The organism is Acetobacter malorum (genome assembly GCF_002153605.1).
Taxonomy (GTDB): Bacteria; Pseudomonadota; Alphaproteobacteria; order Acetobacterales; family Acetobacteraceae; genus Acetobacter; species Acetobacter malorum_A.
The window spans coordinates 15,289-37,910 of the sequence record NZ_JOPG01000012.1; the positions used below are offsets into that span (position 1 = coordinate 15,289).

The following is a 22,622-nucleotide window of genomic DNA, read 5'->3' on the forward strand; positions in this document are numbered from 1 at the left end:
GATCAGTTTACAGCCATGCTTCGTTTTTCCATCCGCCCATTTGGCATCAGTGCTGCTCTTCTACTTGGCGGATGCACAGTACAGGGCGCTCCCTCTTTTTCACTGGTCGGCGCATATTTTCCAGACTGGATGCTATGCGGCATGATCGGCATTGCCGTTTCTGTCGGATTGCGTGTGGTGTTTGTTCTGACAGGCATTGATGCCGTGCTGAGCCTGCGCCTGTTCACCTACCTGTCTCTCGGGGTTATCACCGCCTTGCTGACATGGCTCATATGGTTTGGACCGTAGAGTATGAAGAAAGTCTCTCTTTCCACAACCAGCCCCCTCGGGCTTGCCATTGCAGCCGTCTGCATTCTGGGTGCCATTGGGCTGGGTGTGTATGTCTCGCGCGAGGACGCTGCCTATCCCTCTTCCGACAGCGGATCCATTGATGCTGAAGTGGTGCATATGGCCTCCACAGTTGGCGGCCGCCTGATCGCCTTGCCCGTCCACGTCAATCAGGCCGTTAAGAAGGGAGACCTCCTCTACCGTCTGGACCCGGAACCGTATGAGCTGGCCGTCCACCAAGCAGAAGCCAATCTGGCTCTGGCCGGCGCGGAAGTGGAAAACCAGAAACGCCTGCTGGCTGTCAAAACCGCTAACGCCGCTGTCGCGCAGGATCAGGCAACCCGTGCGCAGACCAATCATGATCTGGCGGCTCGCACCGTAGAACGCCTCAAACCGCTGGCGGGGCACGCCTATATCCCCTGGCAGCAATATGATCAGGCCCGTGTGGCCTTGAATGATGCCGCCATTTCTCTCTCCCAAAGCCATCAGCAGGCTGATGCCGCGCAGATTGCCATCGGGGATCTGAAAAGTTCTCTTGCCGCCCAGCAGGCTGCGCAGGCCATGCTGGATCAGGCCCGTTATGCCCTGCGCCAGACAACCGTGGTCGCCCCGACTGATGGCTACGTCACCAGCCTGCGTGTTAAAGAAGGGGAAATTCTGGCTCCGTCTCAGGTTCTTTTCACACTGATTGCCAATGATGCCTGGTACGCCAGCGCCAATATTCGGGAAATCACGTTACCCGCCATCACGCCGGGAGACTGTGCAACAGTCTATTCCATGATTGACCGCCGCACCCCCTTGCGCGGCCACGTGGAAAGCATTGGCTGGGGTGTTGCCTCACTGGATTCAGCCGGTCTGGCCCGTGGGCTGCCACTGGTCCCGCGAGAAATGGACTGGGTGCACGTGGCGCAGCGCTTCCCCGTACGCATCCGGCTGGACCCGGCGGACCCGCGCCTGCTGCGGCTTGGTGCCACAGCCACAGTCGAGATCCGGCATGGCGAAGCCTGCCACTAACAAACCACCCCTGACGGTTGCGCGCCTCTGGCAACTGGTTACGGACCGTGCGCCCGGGCGGGGCGGAAACGCGTTGCGGGTTGCCGCAGCCTGCACCACCACCGTGCTGGTGGGAGAAATCTGGCAGGTGCCGGACCTTGCCGTGCCTGCCCTTGTCACCATGGCCCTATGGCAAAAGGACCGCGTGACCAATGTGCTGGCCGGACTGGCCGTTAACATCCTGTTTGGCATCATCATCGTCATGATGTTCGGGCTGATGCACCTGACGCTCGACCACCCGATGGGCCTTGCGATCGCCACCGCTGTCTTATCTTTCGGCTTCTTTTTCCTCGGGTCGGCCAGCAAGCTGAAGCCCGTAGCCTACATGCTGGGGCTGGTTGTGGTGTACGCCATGATCGCCATCGGAAATGTGCCTCTTGGAGAACTGGCAACGCGCGCCCTGCTTTATGCCGACCTGTTCATTCTGGTGCCCGGCGCTGTGATGGTGTGCCTTGCCCCCCTTATCTGCCCGTCTCCCAAAACTATTCTGACACGCACCCTTGCTCACCATCTGCGCCTGAGCGCTGCGCTGCTGCGCACGCCGGAGGATGAGAAAACGCGGGATCAGGCCGAAGCCCTGCTGCGCGAAGGGACAAAAGGCATGATGATGTCCCTCAAAATGGCAGGGCTGGAAAAACTGTGGCGCAAGCAGGATCTTGCCAGCCTGAAACAAGCCATTCCACGCAGTGTCGGTGTTCTCGCCCTTGCCCACGCGGCAGCGTGTGAGGCCACAGAGACGCCCGACAGGCCAACTCTCACGCCTGATGCCCTGATTGAAACCCTTCTTGAGATGGCAGACATTTTCCAAAGCGGTGGCTATCCAACTGATATCACCCAACCTCCGTCACCAATCTCTTCCCCGGCCCTCGCACAGATTGCTGTTCTGCTTCCGGACTTTACAAAACCAGCGGGAGAGGTTGCTTCGGAAAAACCCAAAAATAAAACCTCTTCCTCCGGTTTTTTTGCACCTGATGCGTGGACCAACCCGGAACATGTACGCTTTGCCGTAAAAGGCACAGCGGCTGTGATGCTCAGCTATTTTATCTTCAAAATTTTGAACTGGGACGGCATCCACACCTGCATCATCACTTGTTTTATTGTCGCCCTGCCCACCATGGGGGAAATGATTTCCAAACTGACCCTGCGCATCAGCGGGGCGCTGGTTGGGGGCGCGCTGGGGATCCTCTCCATCATTTTCGTGATGCCGCATCTGACCAATATTGCAGCGTTTCTGGTGCTGATTTTTGCAGGCTCGCTCCTTGCGGCGTGGGTCAAATCCGGGGATGAGCGGATTGCCTATGCAGGCTTCCAGATTGGTCTGGCCTTCTTCCTGTCTGATCTGAAAGGCTATGGCCCGACCTCGGACATGACAACAGCCCGAGACCGCATTATCGGTATTCTCCTTGGAAATTTCATTACCTATGCTGTTTTCACCAGCTTCTGGCCGTCCAGTGCTTATGACAAGATCAGGGATAAAGTCTCTGCGGCTCTGAAGGCATTGCAGGCGCAGTTCAATGCCGCTTCGGTCGACGCAGAGTTACGACAGGCTGCTGCCGTGCAAGGCGCGCTGGCACAGGCCGAACGCATGATTGAATTTGCCAGCGTTGAGCCGATTCACCTGCGCGCCAACATGGATGAACTCGCCACCTATCAGGCCATCACCAGCCAGATCTCCTGCCTGACAGAAGACGGTCTGATCCCCGCCCGACGCCCTGCCGCGTCTGCCCAACTCGCTTCTCTGGACAAGGTGGTGTCATGACCCGCTTCTCCCTCCGCTCAGCCAGCCTGACAACAAGCCTGCTCCTTCTTCTGGGAGGCTGCGCTACCGAGGCTCTGAACAGCGCACCGGACCGACCAGACGCACCATGGCAGCCTAATGTTTCCGATAAAGGGGAACTCCTTCCCGGCAAGAACAAACATGGGCTTGCTCTCCCTGCTGGCTACACCCTGCCTGCCAACCAGACCATTGTACCCCGCCCCGCTGATGCGGATGTCAGCACAACGCACACCTATTCCCTGCCGGAACTGATTGACCTTGCGCAGTCAGCCAACCCCACGACCCGACAAGCGTGGAACACCGCGCGTGATGCCGCTCTGGCTGTTGGCATCACCCGCACGGCCTATCTGCCGCATTTAAGTGCGACCGTGGTGGGCGGCTATACGCACCAGCACAACAACGGCAACAATCCCAGCCTGAGCAACGCCGGGGATATCGGAAACGTTATCAATGACGGGATTAATCAGGCGGAATCCCTTGGAGATGGCGTCCGCAATCGCAATTCCGGCCATGGGGAAGTGCAAACGCTTAGTATGCAATGGCTGTTGTTTGACTTTGGCAAGCGGGAAGCCGTGGTCAACGCAGCCAAACAGACGCAGCTCGCCACCAATATCCTGTTTACGGCGGCGCATCAGAAAGTCATCTACGCAGTGGCACTGGCTTTTTATACCCATGCCGCAGCGGAGGCCCGTGTCACGCTGGTTCAGCAGGCTCTGGAAAATGCCAGAAAGGTGCAGTCTGCGGCTGAAATGCGCCTTAAACAAGGGCAAGGCACCATTGTGGACGTGACACAAGCCCAGCAGATGACCGCGCAAGCGGAACTCCGGCTTGTACAGGCCCGGAATACGGCAGAAAATACCTATCTGGACCTGATGACCGCTATGGGGATTTCCCCCAATACGCGCCTGCAAACACAGGATATTTCAAACCGGCCTCTGACGATGGCGGATATGCGCCTGACAGATGATATGGTCCGGCAAGCCGTCGCACAGCGCCCGGATGTTCTGGCAGCCTATGCAGCGGCAAAAGCCTCACAAAGTAATATTGCCGCAGCAAAAGCCGAGTTTCTCCCAAAGGTTTTCCTGTCCGGGAATGTTGCCTATACCACCGGGCATCTGGCGCTATCTTCCGTGCCCGGGGTTGGCTCGGATTCCAGCCCCACGCTGAACCTGTCCACCAACAATTTCAGCAGCCTTATTCTGGGCGGCATTACCGTGCCTGTGTTTGATGGCGGCATGCGGGCCGCCATGCTACGGCAGGCCAAAAATCAGGCGGATAGTGCCCAGACCCTTCTGCGCAAAACGGTTGATGAGTCCGTGAAACAGATTGTTACGGCAGAAAACAGCCTGCATGGCAGCCTGAGCGCCTACACAGCGGCAGGCCGCCTGCAAACAGCAGCGCAAACCAGTTTTAATGCCGCCTTTGCCGCGTATCGGAGCGGGGTCGGCTCCATTACACAGGCCACGCTGGCGCAATCCGGCCTGCTGGATGCGCAGCTTGGCCATTCCGATACCTACTATGCTGCTCTGATTGCTGCCGCCAGTCTGGCCTTTGCCACCGGCGCGCTGGGCGATGCCCCCCAGAACTGAGGCTCTCTTCCGGCCCCGCAACCCGGCCATGGTCCCGCACGACTGCAAGAGACTTTGACCTCAGGAGGGAGGGCAGTAGAATGACGAAAACTGTTATCGCAAACAGGAGTGTTGTTTAGAACGCCTCCCACAGGAAACCAGTGCATTATGCGGGCCGCCTTTCTGACCAGCCTTCTGAGGCATACAGAACATCATTTCAGGCGGTCTCTCCTTGCATCCGGAGCGCTTCTGGCCTGCCTGCTCCCGGCAACAGGGCTGGCACAGAGCCCGGTGGACGATCAGGCGGAGCGGGACCAGCAAAGTCTGGGAAACTCCGCACCGTTCATGAACCAGTCTGCCATGGGCATCGGCATCAACGCCCTGCATCTGCCGCGCGCCAGCAAAACCGGCAATGATGATCTGGACACCAGTGACAACCTGCTGGGCACCATGGGCGGCCTGCGGACCTGGCTCTATAAATATGGCATCACGTTTGACATGGAAGACGTGGAAGAACTGTGGGGCAATACCTCCGGCGGGGCTCCCAGCACCATGGATGCCCGAAGCGGAAAAGGCTCCGGCCCGGCCTATGACGCCATCACAGCCCCAACCCTGACCGTTGATCTGGAAAAACTGGTGGGTCTTAAAGGCGGTATTTTTACTATCAGCGCCCTGCAAACGCGCGGACGCTCCATTACGCAGGACCATCTGGCCAACTATAACCCTGTCAGCAGTTATGAAGCCGACCGCTCCACGCGCTTGTTTGAACTCTGGTACCGGCAGCTGTTTTTTAACGGGAAACTCGGCGTCAAGATCGGGCAGCAGAATCTGGAATCTGAATTCATGCTGACTGAATATGGCGGTCTGTTTCTGAATTCCAATTTTGGCTGGCCCATGGCGCCGTCTGTCAATTTGTATAGTGGCGGCCCTTCATGGCCATTGGCGTCCCCGGCTCTGCGTGTTCGGTATCACCTCACCCATGCCTGGACCCTTCTGGCTGCGGTCGCGGATGATAACCCTCCGGGCAGCCGCTATAATGCATTCAACATCCAGAATGGCGGCAATACAGCAGACCCCACCAATCAGGACACGCATGATGGCAGTGGCACGCGCTTTAATACCGGCACAGGCGCATTATTGATCGGGGAGTTGCATTACACGCTCAACCGCCAGCCGGAAGACCTCTCTGACGCCACAAAAGACCCGGGCCTTCCCGGCATCTATAAACTGGGCGGGTTTTACGACACTGCGAATTTCCCGGATTATCGTTACAATACGCACGACCAGCTAATGGGCAAAAACGGCGGCTTTCCACGCTGGGACCGGGGAAACTGGATGGTTTATGGCGTTATTGACCAGATGGTCTGGCGACCGTCCTATAAATCCGACCGGTCTCTTGGTCTGTTTGCCCGCGCCACAGGCAACAGCGGAGACCGCAACATGGTCAGTTTTGCAGCAGATGCCGGGCTGAACCTGAAAGCCCCCTTTTTAAGCCGCCCGAATGATACATTTGGCATCGGCTGGGGCATTGGCCGCTCCAGTTCCGGGTGGCGTCAGTATAACCGGAATGCGGGTAGCCTTATCCCCGGCAATGAAAACCATCTGGAAGTAACTTATCAGGCTGAAGTGCGCCCATGGCTGGTCATCCAGCCTGATTTCCAGGAAATCTGGAACCCGATGGGTGGTAAAGCGGATCCCCGTTATCCTTCTCCGTCACGTCGCATTGGGAATGAGACAGTTTTCGGCCTGCATACAAGCGTGACGTTCTGAACCTCTCGTTGTCCCTGTTGAAGTGCAGGCCAGAATATGACATGAGAATGTTATAACGTATAATTTCAGAGGATCAGTGTGCCCGACCATCTCCTGGCCTGATACGCCGTTTCGTGGCGACACCCCCTGACAAACCCCGCCAGCCCTCTCTGCAGCACCCTGCTGCACCAGAGGCTTTGCTCTTCCAGCACCACCTGTCCTGCAAAATGACCACATCCCGGTGTGGTCTGCTTTTTTGCTTGCAGAAAACGCCCCTCTCTCCGGCATGATGGCGGACGGCTCAATGCCTCTGCCGTCTCTCCGTCCTTCCACCCTTCAACCTTAACTGTCCATGAAAACACACCTTCCCCTCTCGCTTCCTCGCAAACAGACAGTTCTCCGCGCGGCCTCCCGCAGCCTTATGCCCACCGCCATTGCGCACTGGCTGGGCGTGCGGGCCATCGCCATCGCACCGGAACAGGTGGCCGTACGGGAAGGGCTCCGTGCCGGGGTGGCTGTTGGCACCGTTATGCTGCTGGCGCTGTACCTGCACATGCCGCTTATGGCATGGTCCGCCTTTGCTGCGTTCTGGACCTGCCTTGTGGACCCCGGCGGCCTGCTGCGCTCCCGACTGGAAACCATGCTCAAATTTGCAGCGCTTGGCACAGTCATCAGCGGCTCGGTCTCCGCTGCGGCCGGGTTTGGAATGCTCCCCGCTTTTGTCGCGCTCGGCATCAGCGTGCTGGGATGTGCTCTGTGCCGCCTGCGCGGGGCAACGGCTACACAGATTGGCGTTCTCGCGGCCATCGTGGCTGTGGTGGCAGTCTGCTACCCCTTCCCACCAGACATCGCCTTACGCTTGTCCGGCCTGTTTGCACTGGGGGCGATCTGGGCCACTCTCATCTGCGTTCTGGCCTGGCCTGTAGACCCGTATATGCCCCTGCGGCTGGCCTGTTCCGCCGTGCTGCGGGAAGAAGAACGCATGACCCGCCGGCTGCTGGACTTCATGAATCCCGGCGGCCCGGATATGGAGCAGGAAAGCGCATCCATCGGGGCATTCCGGCGGGAAATCCGCAGCCGGATTGAACGCACGCGCGCCCGCATTGATATCCTGTCCGCAGATGCCATCAGCAGCCGCACCCGCGCCACGCTTCTCCCTGCTATTGAAGCCTGTGACCGCATTTTTATCGCTCTGATCGCCTTTGAACATGCCGTCTTGTCTGGCGAGACCTCTCATTCAGCCCGCCGCACGGTGCGCGTTGTCACCACCACATTGCACCGCATGGCGCGTGAGGCCCAGCGCCCGGAACCGCGGCCTGAGCGCCTGCATCGCCAGCAGCGTGTTCTTGCCCGTATTGCCGAGCAGGATTCGGATCTGTTCGGCAAAGGGGCGCATGTCTGCGCGCAGGCTGTGCAGGAACTGATTACCGCCTGGCAGACCCTTTCCACCCCGTCCACTCAGCCTGCCGGGCAGACAAAATCCGGCACACCCCGCCCTGCTGCCGCCCCCCGCGCGCTGGGATTACGACACGCCGCCCGACTATGCGTTTCCGTGCTGGTGGCCTATGCTATTTCTCTCAAACTGGACCTGCCTTACGCCTACTGGGCGATGATGGCCGTGGTGGTTGTCACGCAGCCCAGCGTGACGATAACCCTCCCCCGCACCATTGAACGGGTGATTGGCAGCATTGCGGGTGGCCTGCTGGCCGCGGTGATGGGCGTGCTGCTGCCGGTGTGGAGCATTCTGCTGCTCATCTTCCCGCTGGCTGCGGCGACCATCGCGCTGCGGAGCGTTAATTACACATTGTGCGTGATGTTCATGACCCAGCTTTTTGTGCTGGTGACGGATCTGGTCAGCCCCGGTCTGGGGTGGGATGTGGCGCTGGCCCGCGCTATCAACAACATTATCGGCAGTCTGGTTGGGCTCGCGGGGTGCTTCCTGCTCTGGCCAGAACGACGCGGTGCCCCTCTGGCCGCACAGGTGGCCGATGCGTTTCGGGCCAATATCCGCTACGCCGCCCTTGCCACGGGGCCAGAAATCCTGAGCTGGCACCAGATTGAAAGCGCACGCCGCAAGGCTGGCACTACCAGCACCGTTGCAGAAATTCAGTGCCAGACCGCTCGGCTGGAAGGGTTCCGCCGCTCAGACCAGATCGGAAAAGCCCGGGAAATTCTCTTCCTGTTACGGAAGCTGGCCGGAGCCGCCAGTGTCTGGTGGATGGAAAAAACACCGGAACCAACACCCGCCATCCGGCAGCGGGCAGACTTATATAACCGTCTGGCAGAACGCTTTGACCCGACAGAGCAGCTCTCTTCCAACACCGTGCCCCTGACGGACGCAAAGCTGGATGATCTGCTCACATTGTTACGGAAACTGGATCTGGCCGATCTGGACGACGAACATATCAAGGCTGTCAGTCAGGGGCATCCCCTCTGACTGACAGCGCCGTTTACGCGGCGTAAGAAACAGCCTGATTCTGGCGGAACGTCTGCGCAACCTGACGGGCCAACATCGCCACATCCGGCTTAATGGCATTGTGCAGTGCACGAACACTCTCATGCGCTGCATAGAAACGCTGTCCCTGCTCACCACTGAGCTGAATAGCTGTTCCCAGAAAAATACCGTCTATTTCGATAATTTTTGAAGTACGTATCATGACTGACCCCGAAAACCCAAACCCCTGAGGGGTGTTTCCGCCGGCAGTTTCACTCCCGGCGGGTTATAGTGTGTGCCTGTTTTGCACACCGCGACCTTTGATCTGCTGCATACGCATGCAACATCGCGGGTCCCTGCACATTCGCAGCGTCATCTAACCGCTCCCTTATTTCATTACGGCCTCACGATGGTGAGGTGAGCCTGACCCTATGAGCAAAAATGCTCACCGTCAATAAAAACACGATAACAATAGTTGTTATCCTCGCCACTCATAAAATTTGGACGATTTCGATTTGTGGATAATTATATGTTATTTTTCAAATGACTATGACAAAATATCCTCACTGCATGTCAAAATTTCTTTTGAAAAAAGATTACACCCCACCAGCCTGCGGGCTTCACATTTTTGCGAGACTCGGAATTAAACGATTTTTTATCGTTCTTAAGGCCACATAGCTTTAACTTTTGGCGTGGTAGCGGAAACAGGTCGGATCATGATCCACCACCATGCCCACCGCCTGCATCCATGCGTAAACAATCACGGGACCAACAAATTTGAAGCCCCGCTGCTTCAGAGCCTTAGAGAGAGCCTGAGACGCTGGCGACTGTGCAAGCACCTGCCCTGTTGTATTCACCACCGGCGCACCGGGCACCATCCCCCAGCAAAACGCCGAGAAATCCTCGCCCTGCTCCTGCATGGCCAGATAGGCCCGCGCATTACCGATTGTCGCCTGAATTTTGGCCCGCGCCCGAATAATGCCGGGGTCCAGCATCAGGCGCTCTACGTCGGCGTCATCAAAACGCGCCACCTGCTCAGGATCAAACGCCGCAAAGGCCTTCCGAAACCCCTCGCGCCGCCGCAGAACGGTCAGCCAGGATAAGCCTGCCTGAAACCCTTCCAGCATCAGCATTTCCCACAACATGCGGCTATCATGCACTGGCACGCCCCACTCTTCGTCATGATAGGTGCGCAGGAGCGGATTTGTCTCTGCCCAGCGGCAACGTGAGAGAGAAACAGCAGATGAGGATGAAATCGGACTCTTCATCCCACCAGTCTATACAGTCCTGCCGCCAGCGTCATGCCTTCAGAGGCTCTTAATAAAGCCGGACGGCGTGCCATCCGCAGGATTTACAAAAACCACATCATCCGGCGCCCGGCGTGGTGTGTCGATAGCAAGGAAAATAACAGGATCACGCACAATACGCGGTAGCGCATGCACGGCACGCCGTGGGAACACAAGCAAATGTCCCGGTGCAAACGGAGCCTCATCCGCCGGATCATCAATCCAGAACGTCCCCTCCCCGGAAAGAACATGGAGCACCTCATCACACTGGGTATGGTAATGAGACGGGACATCCCGATAAATCCGAAACACTCTGATACTGGCGTCCGGTTTGTCCGTCAGATAGGTATCCAGAAGCATAGTCTGGGCTGTTTCCGGGAAAGCCTCAGCAATTTTATTGAGATCAAACCGTCCACCACTGCGGTTTAAGGTCATCACATGCTCTTCTGTAATCACGATCTTATGTCTCCAGTTCGGATCGATTTCTCTAAAACGGTTCTGCCCGGACCTCAGTCCGGAAATCCTTCGAGCACAATTTTACCTTTTGCCTGACCGCTCTCAATCACTGCGTGCGCCTGCCGCAAATTGGCCGCTGTAATCTTGCCGAGGTTTTTACCGAGCGTAGTGCAAAGGCGCCCTTCATCCACAAGACATGCAACCTCGTTCAGCAGTTTTCCCTGTTTGCCGATATCCGCCGTTTTAAATAGGGACCGGGTGAACATCAGTTCCCAGTGCAGGGAGAGGCTTTTCTTCTTGAAGGGTACGGCATCCAGAGTGGCCGGGTCATCAATCAGGCCGAAATGGCCCTGAGGCGCAATGAGCTCCACACTCTCAGCAACGTGCTGATCCGTTTGTGTGGTGGAAAATACAAAACCGGGTCTACCAGTTGGAAGCGCCGCAACCTGCGCAGCCAGAGGTTTGCTATGGTCAATTACAAAATGTGCCCCAAGCGATTGCACCCATTCCCGCGTTTCAGGACGAGAGGCTGTGGCAATAACCGTAATATCCGTCAGAACTCTGGCCAGTTGTATGGCCATGGAACTCACGCCACCCCCACCCCCGATAATCAGCAAAGAGGGCGGCGCACCCGGTACAGACCGACGGATATCAAGACGATCAAAAAGCATTTCCCACGCTGTAATGGCTGTCAGTGGGAGAGCCGCTGCCTCAGCCCAGTTCAAAGAACGGGGTTTACGACCGACAATGCGCTCATCGACCAGATGGAATTCCGCATTGGTCCCCGGTCGATCAAGAGCGCCTGCGTAAAAGACCTCATCCCCAACAGAGAAATCGGTAACATCAGGCCCGATATCAACAGCAATTCCAGCAGCATCCCAGCCCAGCACGCGCCATTGACCATCCTCTGGCATTGCGTTTCGGCGGACTTTTGTATCGACTGGATTAACCGATACAGCCTTGATTTCCACCAGAAGGTCACGCCCGGTGGCGACAGGCTTCGGCAGCTCAATGTCCTGAAGAGAGGCCGGATTTTCGATGGGAAGAGGTATCTGATAGCCGATGGCGCGCATGAGTTCTGCTCCTCTGTTGAGTAAGGAACACCGTGAGCGCTATGATCTTGCCACACAAGAACGCACTTTTAACGCCCATAGTATCGGAAATGATACCGTCATGACCCGTATTCGTCATAAGTCACTTGCGTGCAGTCCCGGCTGTGCAGTTGAGGCAACACTTCAATATATCGACGGAAAATGGAAAGGGGTGATCCTGTATCACCTGCTTCACGGGACCCTGCGCTTCAATGAAATCCGCAAGCGCCTGCCCAATATCACCCAGCGCATGCTGACGACGCAATTGCGCGAACTGGAGCATGACGGATTTGTTCTGCGGACGGTTTATCCTGAAGTGCCCCCCAAGGTGGAATACAGCCTGACCACACGCGGGCGCACGCTGGAGCCGGTTATTATGGCACTTAAAAAATGGGGAGATGAAAATACCGCGTTCGGGCAGGACACACCGCCATGACCACTGCGGGTATCTGGCACCTTGCAGGGGAGAAAGGGACAGACACTCATTCCAGCATGGTAAAAAACCCTGTAGGGTCCGCGCAGAGAGCGACGAAAAACAATTTGCGATAGGTTATGAACAGGGTTTTTTCCAGAAAAACGACCAGATCTCTGGTTTTCAGCACGGCCTTTCTGCTTGTGTCGGGATGCGCTTCCCCTGTTTCCGTCGCCCCGCTCTCCCTCCGGCAGGCCTATCAGGAACATAGCCAGAGTGCGCTCAGTGGCAGAACGCTCAGCAATACCACCCACACGGTTTTACAACGGCAAAACCTGCTGAATGCGTGGAAAAACCATCCTAAAGAAACCATCTCCACGTTGCGTAGTCTGACGCAGGCGCATTTTTATGCACAGGGACTGGCTGACCAGCTTTTTGCCCTCGCAGAACTCAGCTACATGCACGCCCATCGGCATGCGGACCGGGCCGAATTCATGGCCGCCGCCCTATATGCCTATGCCTATCTCAACCCTAATGGCCCGGAGACAGACCGCCCGGAAGCGTATGACCTGCATGTCCGGCAGGCCTGTGACCTCTATATGCTGGCGCTTACCGAAGCCTTTGGCAGCCCGGTCAGCCTCATCCCCCAACGCTGGACGTTACCGTTCGGCACACTGGACCTGAGCACAACCCCCAGCCAGCTGGTGTGGCATGACCATGTCTTGCAGGATATTCGCCCCATGGCCCGGCTTTCCGTCCGGGGGCTGGAAAATGTTTACAGTCATACCGGGCTTGGCGAACCTGTCGGCGCTCTGCCCCACATGGACCACCCGGAAAGCCGTTCCTTCCAGATTACAGAAAAGCTGAGAGTACCACTCAATCTTCTCCTCTCCTTGGATACTCCACGCCAGCAGGTTTTAACCAGTACACTGCGCGGCCGGCTGGACCTGACCGCCATTGATGAAGATCTGAGCGAACACACAACGCCCACGACGCCCGCAGCACCACACCCCGTCCCTTTGCAATATGACCAGACAGCCGCCCGCGCGCTTAGTCTGAGTGATGCTATGGACTGGTCCTCGGAATATAAAGGCTTTCTGGACGGTCGTTTTTTTGACAATGGCCGCACACCGCAACTGGCAACCATAGAACCGCATCAGGTCGGGCGGATGCCTGTGGTGCTCATCCACGGTACAGCCTCCAGCCCGGCGCGCTGGGCCAATATGGTGAATGACCTACTGGAAGACCGGGAAATTCGCAAACATTACGAATTCTGGTTTTTTTCCTATGCGACCGGAAACCCTATTCCATATTCCGCCCTCCAACTCCGTAACGCCATTACGCAGGCCGTGGCGGACCTTGGCGGTGTTAAGGCAGACCCGGCACTGGGAAACATCACGCTCATTGGGCACAGTCAGGGCGGATTACTGGCCAAGATGCTGGTCATTAACACCGGTGATACATTGTGGAACAGGTTGATCCCGCGCCCGCTGGCAGACCTGAAGCTGACGCCAGATGCCCGGACCCTGCTCCAGAACGCACTGTTCCCCACGCCTCTGCCGGAAGCACGGGAGGTTGTGTTTATCTCCACCCCGCAGCACGGCAGCTACATGGCCAATTTCTCTCTGGCACGCCTTGTCGGCCGGATGGTGACCTTTCCGCTGACAGTCCGGGAAGTGACCAAACAGGTTCTGGTCAGTGACCCGAATGTCGCCCGCCTGAACATGAACCCCTGGCGGGTAGGAAGTGTGTACGGCATGTCTCCGCACAGCACCTTCATCCAGTCTCTGGCCGCCATTCCGGTGGTGCCGGATGTTCGCACCCACTCCATCATCCCCGTTCTGGGCAATAAAAGTCTGCAAAACTCTGATGATGGCGTTGTGAAGTATGAAAGCGCGCATGTGCCGGATGTGGACTCTGAACTGGTCGTCCGCCATTCCGGCCACTCCACCCAGTCCAACCCGATTACCATTGCAGAAATCCGCCGCATCCTTCGCAACCATCTGGCCCGCACACAAGGCGGCACTCTGGAAGGCGGGTTGATAAGCCAGAGTGATATTACAGCCATTGGCGGCCAGTTTGTGCCCACACGCGGCAACGGCCCCGGCACAGCCGAAACGCCCGGCGGTCTCCCGCCCTCTCCTCAGACAGCCCCCGCTGATCCATCGGTTCCTGCACAGGTACGCCATTAATGCCGCAAACATCCAACACCCCCACACACAGCAGGCGCTGGGCCCACTGGTTTGCGGGCTGCGCCACCTTCCTGCTGGGAGCGTTTGGGACACCCGCCCTCTATTATTCCACGCTGGAGCCGGATGCGCTGCGACTGGGGCTGACCGGCCTGTTTCCACTTGTTCTGGGCACGGCATTTTTCCTGCGCACCCACCAGACGGCCCGACTGGCGCTGGCGGCCATGAGTGCGGCGTTTGCCGTCTGGTATGTGACGGACCCACCGAAAAACAATCGCGACTGGGCAGGAGAATATGCGTTGCCCGCCAGTGTCTCACTGGAAGGACGGACGGTGCATCTGCACCACGTCCGCAACTTTATCTACAAAACCCCCAGCGACTATACGCCCCGCTATTATGATGCGGATTATGCGCTGGATGACCTCTCTTCCGTCGATCTGGTCACGTCCTACTGGGCGGGGGAAAGCATTGCACATGTCTTCCTCAGCTTCGGCTTCAAAGATGGGCGGCATGTCGCGATGTCCATTGAAACCCGCCGCCAGAAGAAATTCCCTTATTCCGCCATTGCCGGGTTCTTTCACCATTATGAACTGTTTTACGTGGTGGCTGATGAACGGGACCTGATTGGTGTGCGGACAGACGTGCGCAAGGAGCGCGTTTATCTCTATCGGCTTCTTCTCTCACCAGAAGCCAGAGAACGCCTGTTCAAAAGCTATCTGCAGGAAGTCGATCACCTCTCCCACACGCCGGAGTGGTATAATACACTCACATCAAACTGCACCACGGGCATCCTGACCCGCGCACAGGCCAGCTTCCGTTACCGGCTGGACTGGCGGATTCTGCTCAGCGGCTATACCGCGTCCCTCGCCTACAAGCTGGGCCTGCTGGACACCCATCTGGACTTCCGCACGCTGCATGATCGCAGCCGGATCCACCGGCCAGAGGGTGCCACCCCCGGCCCTGATTATTCAGAGGAAATCCGACAAACCCTCCCTATGGAAACAGCCCCCTCCGCCAGCAAATAAAGCCTGCACCGCCATTTTCAGAAAAACGATACCCTCCCGAAACGGGATGCCTTTGAGGGCTGCATCATTCGTGCCACAATAGACCCCTCCTACTAAGAGGACTGGCTTCATTTCTGCTGACGGGGCCAGACGGTGAAAGACTGAATGTTGGATGGTGTGCATGAATCAGCCTGAGTCACGGGACGAAGCCTCCGCAGGAACCGCCTCACCGGCTGGCCCTGCTGGCTGGATAGAGCATCGGCTGCCGGTTTTTTCCGCATTCCGTAAGGAATATGTGGTTTTCCCTATGCCCCGGAACCTGAACTGGCTGTGGAATTTTGGCGCCATTCTGGTGGTTGTGCTGCTGCTGATGCTGGCAACCGGCACCTTTCTGGCCATGAACTACACCCCAACCAGTGCCGAGGCGTTCTTTTCCGTGGAGGCCATAGACCGCCAGTTGTCCGGCGGCTGGCTGCTACGCGGCATGCATATGACCGGGGCCAACCTGTTTCTGGCCGCCCTTTATATCCATCTGTTCCGGGGGCTTTATTATGGCTCCTACAAAGCGCCGCGTGAAATACTCTGGCTCAGCGGCCTTGTGCTGCTGGTTATGGTGATGGCGACGGCATTTGCAGGCTACATTCTGCCGTGGGGCCAGATGTCCTACTGGGGGGCTGACGTTATCACCAAAGCCGTCGGGGCCGTGCCGGTTATTGGCGGGACGCTGGAGCATGTGCTGACCGGCAGTGACCATCTGGGCGATATCTTCCTGCATCGCTTTTTTGTGCTGCATTTCCTGCTGGCATTTCTTGTTGTGGCTGTTGTGGGGCTACATGTGGCTTGCGTGCATGTCACCAAATCCAACAACCCGCTGGGCGTTGAACCAAAAACACCAAAAGACACACTGCCCTTCCACCCTTACTACACCAGCAAGGATCTGATCGGGCTTGTCGTCTTCGCCATGGTCTTTTGTGCGTTGCTGTTCTTCTGGCCCGGCCTGCTGACAGAGCCGGACAATTACGCCCCAGCGGACCCGCTGCATACGCCAGCCAATATTGAGCCTGAATGGTATTTTCTGCCGTTCTATGGACTGCTTCAGTCCGTGCCTTCCAAGTTTGGCGGACTTCTGGCCGCGGCAGGCTCACTGCTTGTGCTGTTTGCCCTGCCCTGGCTGGACCGTTCCCCTGTGCGCTCCGCCCGCTTCCGCCCGATCTGCCGCCCCGCGCTGTTTGGGCTGGTCATCTCTTTTGTGCTGCTCGCACTGGTCGGCAAGCATCACGCCACCGGGGCATGGATGCTGATCGGCCGTCTGTCGGCCCTCTACTATTTCAGCTATTTTCTGGTGATCCTGCCGCTAGCTTCACGGTTTGAAAAACCGAGACCGCTCCCGGCCTCCCTTGCTTCTGCCAAAGGAGATGCCTGATGGTCCGGCTTCCCCATGCCCGCACCGCTGCATTTGGCGCAGCACTTCTCGCCAGCCTGCCGCTCATCATACACGCGGCCCCTGCCACGCCCACACCGCCCGTGCCGCCGCACCAGAAATGGAGCTTTGACGGCCCACTGGGGCAGTTTGATCAGAAAAGCCTGCAACGCGGCTTTGTGGTGTTCAATGAGATCTGTTCATCCTGCCATGGCATGCGCAGCCTGACGTATAATGACCTCACCGGGATCGGCCTTTCCCAGCAGGCCATCAGAGATCTGGCACACGCCAAGCAGGTTCCGGGGCCGCTGGACGCGGCAGGCCACCCCACCATGCGTCCCGGCCTGCCGGATGACCATCTGCGCTCGCCCTTCCCCAGTGAGGCGGCTGCCGCTGCCATGATGGGCGGCGTTGCCCCGCCAGACCAGTCCCGCCTGGCTGCTATCCAGCCGCATGGCGCAGACTGGCTGTATGCGTTTCTAACAGGCTACCATATGCCCCCACCGCCCGGTGCGCCGGTGGTGCCGGGCAAGTTCTATAATGACTGGGCAGACGGACATCTGGTGGGAATGCCGCCCCCGCTGATGGACGACGCAGTAGAGTTCCCGGACGGCACCCCGGCCACGGCCACACAGCAGGCGCGGGATGTAACGACCTTTCTGGTCTGGGCCTCTGACCCGCATCGGAATGACAGGCACCGCACAGGCCTGTATGTTTTTGCCTATCTGAGTGGCCTGCTGATACTGGCCATTGCCTGGAAGAGAAAAATCTGGAAACGCGGCACCACCCGGAACGCACAGGACGCAGACGACTGATGACACACCCCGCAGATGACACACCCACCACCGGGCCGGATCAGGACGCCCCCGCTGGCCGTCGTGATTTTCTTGGCATGGTCACCACAGCCGGAACAGTAACCGGGCTGGCGGCCTGCGCCATTCCGTTTGTCGCCAGCCTCAAACCGCAGGACAGCGCCGCAGCCCACCAGCCAGTGGAAATTGACCTGTCCAAACTGGCACCGGGCCAGCAGATGACCGCCGTCTGGCAGGGGAAACCCATTTTTATTCTGCGCCGCACGCCGGAAGACCTCGCCAAACTGCAAAGCCCGGCGCTGGTGAATGAACTGCGGGATGCGCAATCCGACGCTCTGCAACAGCCCACATACGCTCGCAACTGGCACCGCTCCCTTGTGCCGGAATATGGCGTCTATGTTGGCATCTGCACGCATCTGGGCTGTGTGCCGGCCTACACGGCTCCCGCTGCTGCACCCGACCAGACAGGCCGTTACGCCTGCCCCTGCCATGGCTCGCAGTTTGATCTGGCTGGGCGGGTGTTTAAAGGCGCGCCTGCCCCTTATAACCTGCCCGTTCCTCCCCATGTCATGCCCACACCGACAACACTGCGGCTGGGGGAAAACCCGAAAGGGGAAAGCTTCGACTTTTCCACCATTGAGCAGATCTGAAAAACGCTGCGTGTTGCCTGATGCCGGCGTTTGGCGGATAACGTCTCCCTCACGCGGCTGGCCATACAAGGAGCGAAAGCTATGACAAAAACAGAAACATTCATTGTTGAAGGCATGTCCTGCAACGGCTGTTCCAGCAAGCTGAAGAACGCTCTGGAAGCTCTGAATGGCGTCTCCGAAGCAGACGTGGTTCTGGAAGGTGGCACGGTAACAGTGCAGTATGACCCTGCCCTGGTAACGCCTGCTCAGTTTTCTGAAGTGGTGGACGATCTGGGGTTTGATCTGGCCTCCTGAGTGCCTGCTGACAAAACTGTGCCTTTTGCCCTCCTGCCGGGGTGCCTATCATGAAACAGTCTGGCCTTCGCGCACGTCATTTTGCCAGTGTTTCACAATGCGCCCTGATTTTAAGCGGGATTCTGACTGGCCTCTGGACTCCTGTTTCTGCAGAAGCCCAGAGGCGTTTCAGTCCTCTCCCCTCATCCCATAAAACCAAACACATGATGTGCATCCGGCCCTTGTGCCACCCGACTGCACGCAAAAAGACACAGACGCCAGCGCCACCCCATTCTGCTGCACCGCCCTTCTGCGCCCCACCGGCCGCCACGCCGGGTCAGGTAGAATGCATGACGGAAGAAAAGATTGAAGTTGTGGGGAGTGGCCATTCCTATACCGCCCCCGCCGCAGAGGCCTGGGGAAAAACTCCTGTCTCACTGAAGGATATTCCGCAATCCGTTTCTGTTCTGACACAGCAGCGCATGCAGGATTCCAACATGCTGACCATGACGGACGCCATGCGCCAGATTAACGGTATCCGCGTTCTGCCGGGCTCTACTGCCAATTCCAATTTCTATTCTCGCGGCTATCAGATGACGACCTCGGTGGACAACACACCGGGTGCTGCCGGCACTTTGAACAATGCCAGCTTTGATCTGTCGATGTATGATCGGATTGAAGTCCTGCGCGGTGCCTCCGGGCTGCTACAGGGCGGCGGCTCTGCCGGGGGCGTGGTCAATCAGGTAACCAAAAAACCCGGCATGGATTTTGCCGTTAATGGTGCTGCAACGGTTGGCAGTTTCAACAATTATCGGGCGGATATTGACCTTTCCACCCCCCTGAACGCCTCCAAAACCCTGCGCTTCCGCACGGCGGATCTGTTTCAGGATAATGATTATTTTTATAAATACGCTCACTCGCGCAAATGGCAGGCTTACGGCGCGCTGGAATGGGATATCACGCCCTCCACCACCTTTATTGTCTCCCATGCCGCGCAGCAGCAGGATATTACGGCGCCTTATTACGGGCTGCCTGTTACGACAGATAAAACCCTCTGGTATGGGGGACGCAGCGCCAACCCTTCCCAGAAATGGGGCTACAGCAATTACATGACGCAGCAGACCATTGCTTCTCTGTCCCAAAAGCTCTGGGGAGACTGGAAACTAACTGCGCGGGGCACATTTTATGACCAAAGCTACAACACGCTTTATAATGAGCCCTGGACGCAGATTGATGCGCAGACAGGCACATTACAGTATCAGGATGCAGGCATTGTCGCCATGCGCGGCACCAATAGTGCACGCTCAGCCGATATTTACGCCAACGGCAGCTTCCGCTTTCTGAACCGTACCCACTACGCCCTGTTCGGCTTCAATTACAATTCCTACAATCAGGTGACACGCTACGGCAATATTCTGAGCGATGCTATTTATGATGGTGTGAACATCAACAACACCAACAGCGTGCCTCGGCCGCCCGCAGGCAGTATCAGCTATCAGGAAGACCCGGACGGCTATGGCACGCGGGACAATGCGACCCAGTGGGGCTTTTATGGGCAGCTTCGGTTTCAAATCATAAAGAATCTGTCCCTGATTCTTGGTGGTCGTGTCTCACGGTTTTCCGAGAGAATGCGGTATATCTCCCCCGGCCCGACCAGTAGCTGGCAGCCAGAAGCCAATATTCATGGCGAGCTGACGCCGTATCTGGGCACAGTGTATCAGATCACGCCCAACATCTCCTGGTACGCCAGCTATTCCAGCATTTTCACCCCCTCTGTAGGTGATATGTCCTACCATGGCGGAGGGCTGAAACCTCAGCACGGCAATCAGGTGGAAACAGGGTTTAAAGCTGAATATTTCAATGGCCGCCTTAATCTTTCAACCGCCCTGTTCAGAATGGAAAATGTGAACCAGCCTGTGCAGGACCCGGAACATTCCCAGTTTTACATTACAACCGGGCCCATCCGCCGGCAGGGGTGGGAAGCGCAGATTGACGGTAATATTCTGCCAGACCTCAATGTTTCTCTTGGGTATACCTATCTGGATACAAAAGTTTCCAATCCGAACACACCGGATTTTGGTGGCGTGTTTTCTCCGCGTCACATGTTCAAATCCTGGGTGCATTATACCGTGCCACGCGGGCGGCTGCGCACTCTGAGTTTTGGGGTCGGGCTGGACGCCAACAGCACTCTGCGTGGCAGCTATCCCACAACGGTGCAGGGCGGATACATGACTCTGGACTGCATGGTCGGTTATCATGTGACACCGCATCTGAAAATTCAGCTGAACGCCACCAACCTGACAAACCGCTATTATTATGAACGGGCAAGCGGTGTCTGGCAGTTCAACTTCCCCGCAGCCCCCCGCAGCTTTATGGCAACGCTTCGTGCAAACTACTGAGAAAACACGCCCTCATTCCCTTTCAGACTGGAAAGTCATTCTCCCCTACTGGCTTTCGGAAGAAAAATGGCGCGCCTTTGCCATGCTGAGTGGCATTATTGGTCTGTCATTTCTCTATGTCCGCACGGCAGTCTGGTTTGGGAAATGGAACCAGTCTTTTTTTGATGCCATGTTTGCGTTTCGGGCGCAGGACTGTCTTTCCCTGTTGCCATCTTATCTTCTCATGGGCGCTCTTTCTGCTGCCATCTATGTTTTTCAGGTTTACCTGACACAGGTTCTCTCCATGCGCTGGCGGCTGTGGAACACCCGTGTCTATCTGCGCCAGTATCTGTCTAACGAGACCTATTATCGGCTGGAACATGGACTGGAGCAGGCCGACAACCCCGACCAGCGTATTGCAGACGATCTGTCTCAAATGACAATCTGGACGCTCAAACTAGGGCTGGATGCCATTCAGGCCGTCACAACCCTTATCTCCTTTTCCATTGTTTTGTGGGATATTGGCGGCACACTGTCCTTCACCTGGCATGGCCACGCTATCCATATTCCCGGCTATCTGTTTCTGGGAACGGTTCTGGCAACTCTGTTCACATCGTTAGTGCTGGAACGGTTTGGCGGCCCGCTGATTGGTGCCAATTACCGACAGCAGCATTATGATGCGGACCTGCGCGCAGGCCTGATGGATGTGCGCCGGAACTCTGAACAGATTGCCTTTTACGGGGGAGAGGACGCCGAAAACCTACGCTTTTCACGCTATCTCGCGCATATTGCCGCCAACTGGCGGAGTGTGGTGACCTACACCTGGCGCGCCAATTTCATCACTAATTTTTTTCATGAAACAGCGTCCTGCCTGCTGTGGGTTATGCTGATCCCCAAAGTGCTGGCCCATACGCTGACAGTGGGCCTGTATTCCCGCACAAATGCCGCCTTCATGCAGGCCCGCAATAGCCTGCAATGGTTTATTGATAACTACACGGACCTCGCCTCCCTGCGCTCCATTCTGCAACGTCTCAGCGAGTTTGAACGCATTGTGGGGCATCCTTTTGAAAAAGGGATTACTCGACACACTCTTTCCTCAGCAGATGTGCAGATTGAAAACCTTGTTCTCAAACGCCCGGATGGCTCTGTTCTGACCACCCTGCCCAATCTGACTTTGCACGCTGGCGAACGCTGGATGATCAGCGGACCTTCCGGTGTAGGCAAAAGCACGTTGCTGCGTGCTCTGGCGGGTTTGTGGGGCTACGGCAGTGGCACGCTTTCTTTTGACATACAGCACAGCATGTTTGTTCCACAGCGGCCTTATGTGCCTGATGGCACATCACTCCGGCAAGTTCTCAGCTATCCAGCCACACCGGACCATTATGATACACAGGCTTATGAAGGCGTTTTGAAAAGTGTTAATCTGGCGCGCTATAGTCCGCGCCTTGAAGAGACTGAAGACTGGAGCCAGATTTTCTCGCCCGGTGAGGAGCAGCGCCTTGCGATAGCCCGCGTGCTGTTGTTCCGCCCGCGTGTGGTGTTTCTGGATGAAGCAACCTCCGCGCTTGATGAAGAAAACGAAACCCTGCTTTATACTGTGCTAACAACGGAACTTCCGCAGACAACGCTTATCAGTGTGGCGCACCATGCCGCCCTGCGCCGCTTCCACCAGCATGAAATTCTGCTGTCCCCCGAGGGCGCACTGATCCGGCCTCTCAGCGCACCCTCCGCAACACTCTAAAA

19 protein-coding genes are annotated in these 22,622 nt (G+C 57.2%); 15 read left to right on the forward strand and 4 right to left on the reverse strand.

The features are described from left to right. Window positions 1-15 precede the first annotated feature (15 nt). The 6 genes from HK23_RS06240 (at window position 16) to HK23_RS06265 (ending at window position 8,911) form a co-directional block, all read left to right on the forward strand. Entirely contained in the window at window positions 16-288 is a 273-nt protein-coding gene (locus tag HK23_RS06240) for a YtcA family lipoprotein (RefSeq protein ID WP_086653298.1), read from the forward strand. 3 nt (window positions 289-291) lie between these two features. Then, a complete protein-coding gene (gene mdtN, locus HK23_RS06245) occupies window positions 292-1,341 on the forward strand; it encodes a multidrug transporter subunit MdtN (protein ID WP_086653299.1) in 1,050 nt (349 codons plus the stop codon). After that, window positions 1,322-3,139, forward strand: a complete 1,818-nt coding sequence (locus tag HK23_RS06250; protein ID WP_086653300.1) for an FUSC family protein — start codon at window positions 1,322-1,324, stop codon at window positions 3,137-3,139. The genes mdtN and HK23_RS06250 overlap by 20 nt, the downstream gene beginning before the upstream one ends. After that, window positions 3,136-4,746 carry a TolC family protein gene (locus HK23_RS06255; protein ID WP_086653301.1) on the forward strand — a complete coding sequence of 537 codons (1,611 nt, stop codon included), beginning with the start codon at window positions 3,136-3,138 and terminating at the stop codon, window positions 4,744-4,746. The genes HK23_RS06250 and HK23_RS06255 overlap by 4 nt, the downstream gene beginning before the upstream one ends. Window positions 4,747-4,893: 147 nt before the next feature. Next, window positions 4,894-6,495 carry a carbohydrate porin gene (locus HK23_RS06260; protein ID WP_086653302.1) on the forward strand — a complete coding sequence of 534 codons (1,602 nt, stop codon included), beginning with the start codon at window positions 4,894-4,896 and terminating at the stop codon, window positions 6,493-6,495. Between the two features lie 331 nt (window positions 6,496-6,826). Next, window positions 6,827-8,911, forward strand: coding sequence for an FUSC family protein (locus tag HK23_RS06265; RefSeq protein WP_086653303.1), 2,085 nt, complete (start codon window positions 6,827-6,829; stop codon window positions 8,909-8,911). A gap of 13 nt (window positions 8,912-8,924) precedes the next feature. Here HK23_RS06265 and HK23_RS06270 read toward each other — a convergent pair whose 3' ends face one another. From HK23_RS06270 to HK23_RS06285, 4 genes are all read right to left on the reverse strand, one after another. Continuing rightward, window positions 8,925-9,131: a hypothetical protein gene (locus HK23_RS06270; RefSeq protein ID WP_063907605.1), complete on the reverse strand. Its 207-nt coding sequence runs from the start codon at window positions 9,129-9,131 to the stop codon at window positions 8,925-8,927. 457 nt (window positions 9,132-9,588) lie between these two features. Continuing rightward, window positions 9,589-10,176, reverse strand: coding sequence for a DNA-3-methyladenine glycosylase I (locus HK23_RS06275; protein WP_086653304.1), 588 nt, complete (start codon window positions 10,174-10,176; stop codon window positions 9,589-9,591). A 39-nt stretch (window positions 10,177-10,215) separates the two neighbouring features. Next, entirely contained in the window at window positions 10,216-10,650 is a 435-nt protein-coding gene (locus HK23_RS06280) for a cupin domain-containing protein (RefSeq protein ID WP_086653305.1), read from the reverse strand. Window positions 10,651-10,703: 53 nt separating this feature from the next. Beyond that, window positions 10,704-11,723, reverse strand: a complete 1,020-nt coding sequence (locus HK23_RS06285) for a zinc-binding alcohol dehydrogenase family protein (RefSeq protein ID WP_086653306.1) — start codon at window positions 11,721-11,723, stop codon at window positions 10,704-10,706. A gap of 100 nt (window positions 11,724-11,823) precedes the next feature. Here HK23_RS06285 and HK23_RS06290 point away from each other — a divergent pair, with 100 nt between their 5' ends. From HK23_RS06290 to HK23_RS06330, 9 genes are all read left to right on the forward strand, one after another. After that, complete coding sequence (locus HK23_RS06290; RefSeq protein WP_179193825.1) at window positions 11,824-12,177, forward strand: winged helix-turn-helix transcriptional regulator; 354 nt, start codon at window positions 11,824-11,826, stop codon at window positions 12,175-12,177. Window positions 12,178-12,293: 116 nt separating this feature from the next. Next, entirely contained in the window at window positions 12,294-14,345 is a 2,052-nt protein-coding gene (locus HK23_RS06295; RefSeq protein WP_143217500.1) for a lipase family alpha/beta hydrolase, read from the forward strand. Continuing rightward, window positions 14,345-15,367: an Lnb N-terminal periplasmic domain-containing protein gene (locus tag HK23_RS06300; protein WP_086653308.1), complete on the forward strand. Its 1,023-nt coding sequence runs from the start codon at window positions 14,345-14,347 to the stop codon at window positions 15,365-15,367. Before HK23_RS06295 ends, HK23_RS06300 begins: the two co-directional genes overlap by 1 nt. A gap of 160 nt (window positions 15,368-15,527) precedes the next feature. Next, the gene (locus HK23_RS06305) at window positions 15,528-16,769 is read left to right on the forward strand and encodes a cytochrome b (protein ID WP_086653334.1); all 1,242 of its coding nucleotides are present in this window, start codon (window positions 15,528-15,530) and stop codon (window positions 16,767-16,769) included. Further along, entirely contained in the window at window positions 16,769-17,581 is an 813-nt protein-coding gene (locus HK23_RS06310) for a cytochrome c1 (protein WP_086653309.1), read from the forward strand. Before HK23_RS06305 ends, HK23_RS06310 begins: the two co-directional genes overlap by 1 nt. Then, window positions 17,581-18,228, forward strand: coding sequence for a ubiquinol-cytochrome c reductase iron-sulfur subunit (petA, locus tag HK23_RS06315; protein ID WP_086653310.1), 648 nt, complete (start codon window positions 17,581-17,583; stop codon window positions 18,226-18,228). Before HK23_RS06310 ends, petA begins: the two co-directional genes overlap by 1 nt. A gap of 81 nt (window positions 18,229-18,309) precedes the next feature. Continuing rightward, window positions 18,310-18,522 (forward strand): heavy-metal-associated domain-containing protein, encoded by a 213-nt coding sequence (locus HK23_RS06320; RefSeq protein ID WP_063907611.1) that lies wholly within the window; start codon window positions 18,310-18,312, stop codon window positions 18,520-18,522. A gap of 329 nt (window positions 18,523-18,851) precedes the next feature. Beyond that, complete coding sequence (locus HK23_RS06325) at window positions 18,852-20,900, forward strand: TonB-dependent siderophore receptor (RefSeq protein WP_143217501.1); 2,049 nt, start codon at window positions 18,852-18,854, stop codon at window positions 20,898-20,900. Next, complete coding sequence (locus HK23_RS06330; protein ID WP_086653311.1) at window positions 20,818-22,620, forward strand: ABC transporter ATP-binding protein/permease; 1,803 nt, start codon at window positions 20,818-20,820, stop codon at window positions 22,618-22,620. The genes HK23_RS06325 and HK23_RS06330 overlap by 83 nt, the downstream gene beginning before the upstream one ends. Window positions 22,621-22,622 lie beyond the last annotated feature (2 nt).

Coding starts and splice junctions, on each gene's coding strand:
- HK23_RS06330 (WP_086653311.1), top strand. CDS start 20,818: ATGAACGGGCAAGCGGTGTCTGGCAGTTCAACTTCCCCGCAGCCCCCC.
- mdtN (WP_086653299.1), top strand. CDS start 292: ATGAAGAAAGTCTCTCTTTCCACAACCAGCCCCCTCGGGCTTGCCATT.
- HK23_RS06255 (WP_086653301.1), top strand. CDS start 3,136: ATGACCCGCTTCTCCCTCCGCTCAGCCAGCCTGACAACAAGCCTGCTC.
- HK23_RS06250 (WP_086653300.1), top strand. CDS start 1,322: ATGGCGAAGCCTGCCACTAACAAACCACCCCTGACGGTTGCGCGCCTC.
- HK23_RS06265 (WP_086653303.1), top strand. CDS start 6,827: ATGAAAACACACCTTCCCCTCTCGCTTCCTCGCAAACAGACAGTTCTC.
- HK23_RS06300 (WP_086653308.1), top strand. CDS start 14,345: ATGCCGCAAACATCCAACACCCCCACACACAGCAGGCGCTGGGCCCAC.
- HK23_RS06290 (WP_179193825.1), top strand. CDS start 11,824: ATGACCCGTATTCGTCATAAGTCACTTGCGTGCAGTCCCGGCTGTGCA.
- HK23_RS06270 (WP_063907605.1), bottom strand. CDS start 9,131: ATGATACGTACTTCAAAAATTATCGAAATAGACGGTATTTTTCTGGGA.
- HK23_RS06305 (WP_086653334.1), top strand. CDS start 15,528: ATGAATCAGCCTGAGTCACGGGACGAAGCCTCCGCAGGAACCGCCTCA.
- HK23_RS06295 (WP_143217500.1), top strand. CDS start 12,294: ATGAACAGGGTTTTTTCCAGAAAAACGACCAGATCTCTGGTTTTCAGC.
- HK23_RS06260 (WP_086653302.1), top strand. CDS start 4,894: ATGCGGGCCGCCTTTCTGACCAGCCTTCTGAGGCATACAGAACATCAT.
- petA (WP_086653310.1), top strand. CDS start 17,581: ATGACACACCCCGCAGATGACACACCCACCACCGGGCCGGATCAGGAC.
- HK23_RS06240 (WP_086653298.1), top strand. CDS start 16: ATGCTTCGTTTTTCCATCCGCCCATTTGGCATCAGTGCTGCTCTTCTA.
- HK23_RS06310 (WP_086653309.1), top strand. CDS start 16,769: ATGGTCCGGCTTCCCCATGCCCGCACCGCTGCATTTGGCGCAGCACTT.
- HK23_RS06325 (WP_143217501.1), top strand. CDS start 18,852: ATGACGGAAGAAAAGATTGAAGTTGTGGGGAGTGGCCATTCCTATACC.
- HK23_RS06320 (WP_063907611.1), top strand. CDS start 18,310: ATGACAAAAACAGAAACATTCATTGTTGAAGGCATGTCCTGCAACGGC.
- HK23_RS06285 (WP_086653306.1), bottom strand. CDS start 11,723: ATGCGCGCCATCGGCTATCAGATACCTCTTCCCATCGAAAATCCGGCC.
- HK23_RS06275 (WP_086653304.1), bottom strand. CDS start 10,176: ATGAAGAGTCCGATTTCATCCTCATCTGCTGTTTCTCTCTCACGTTGC.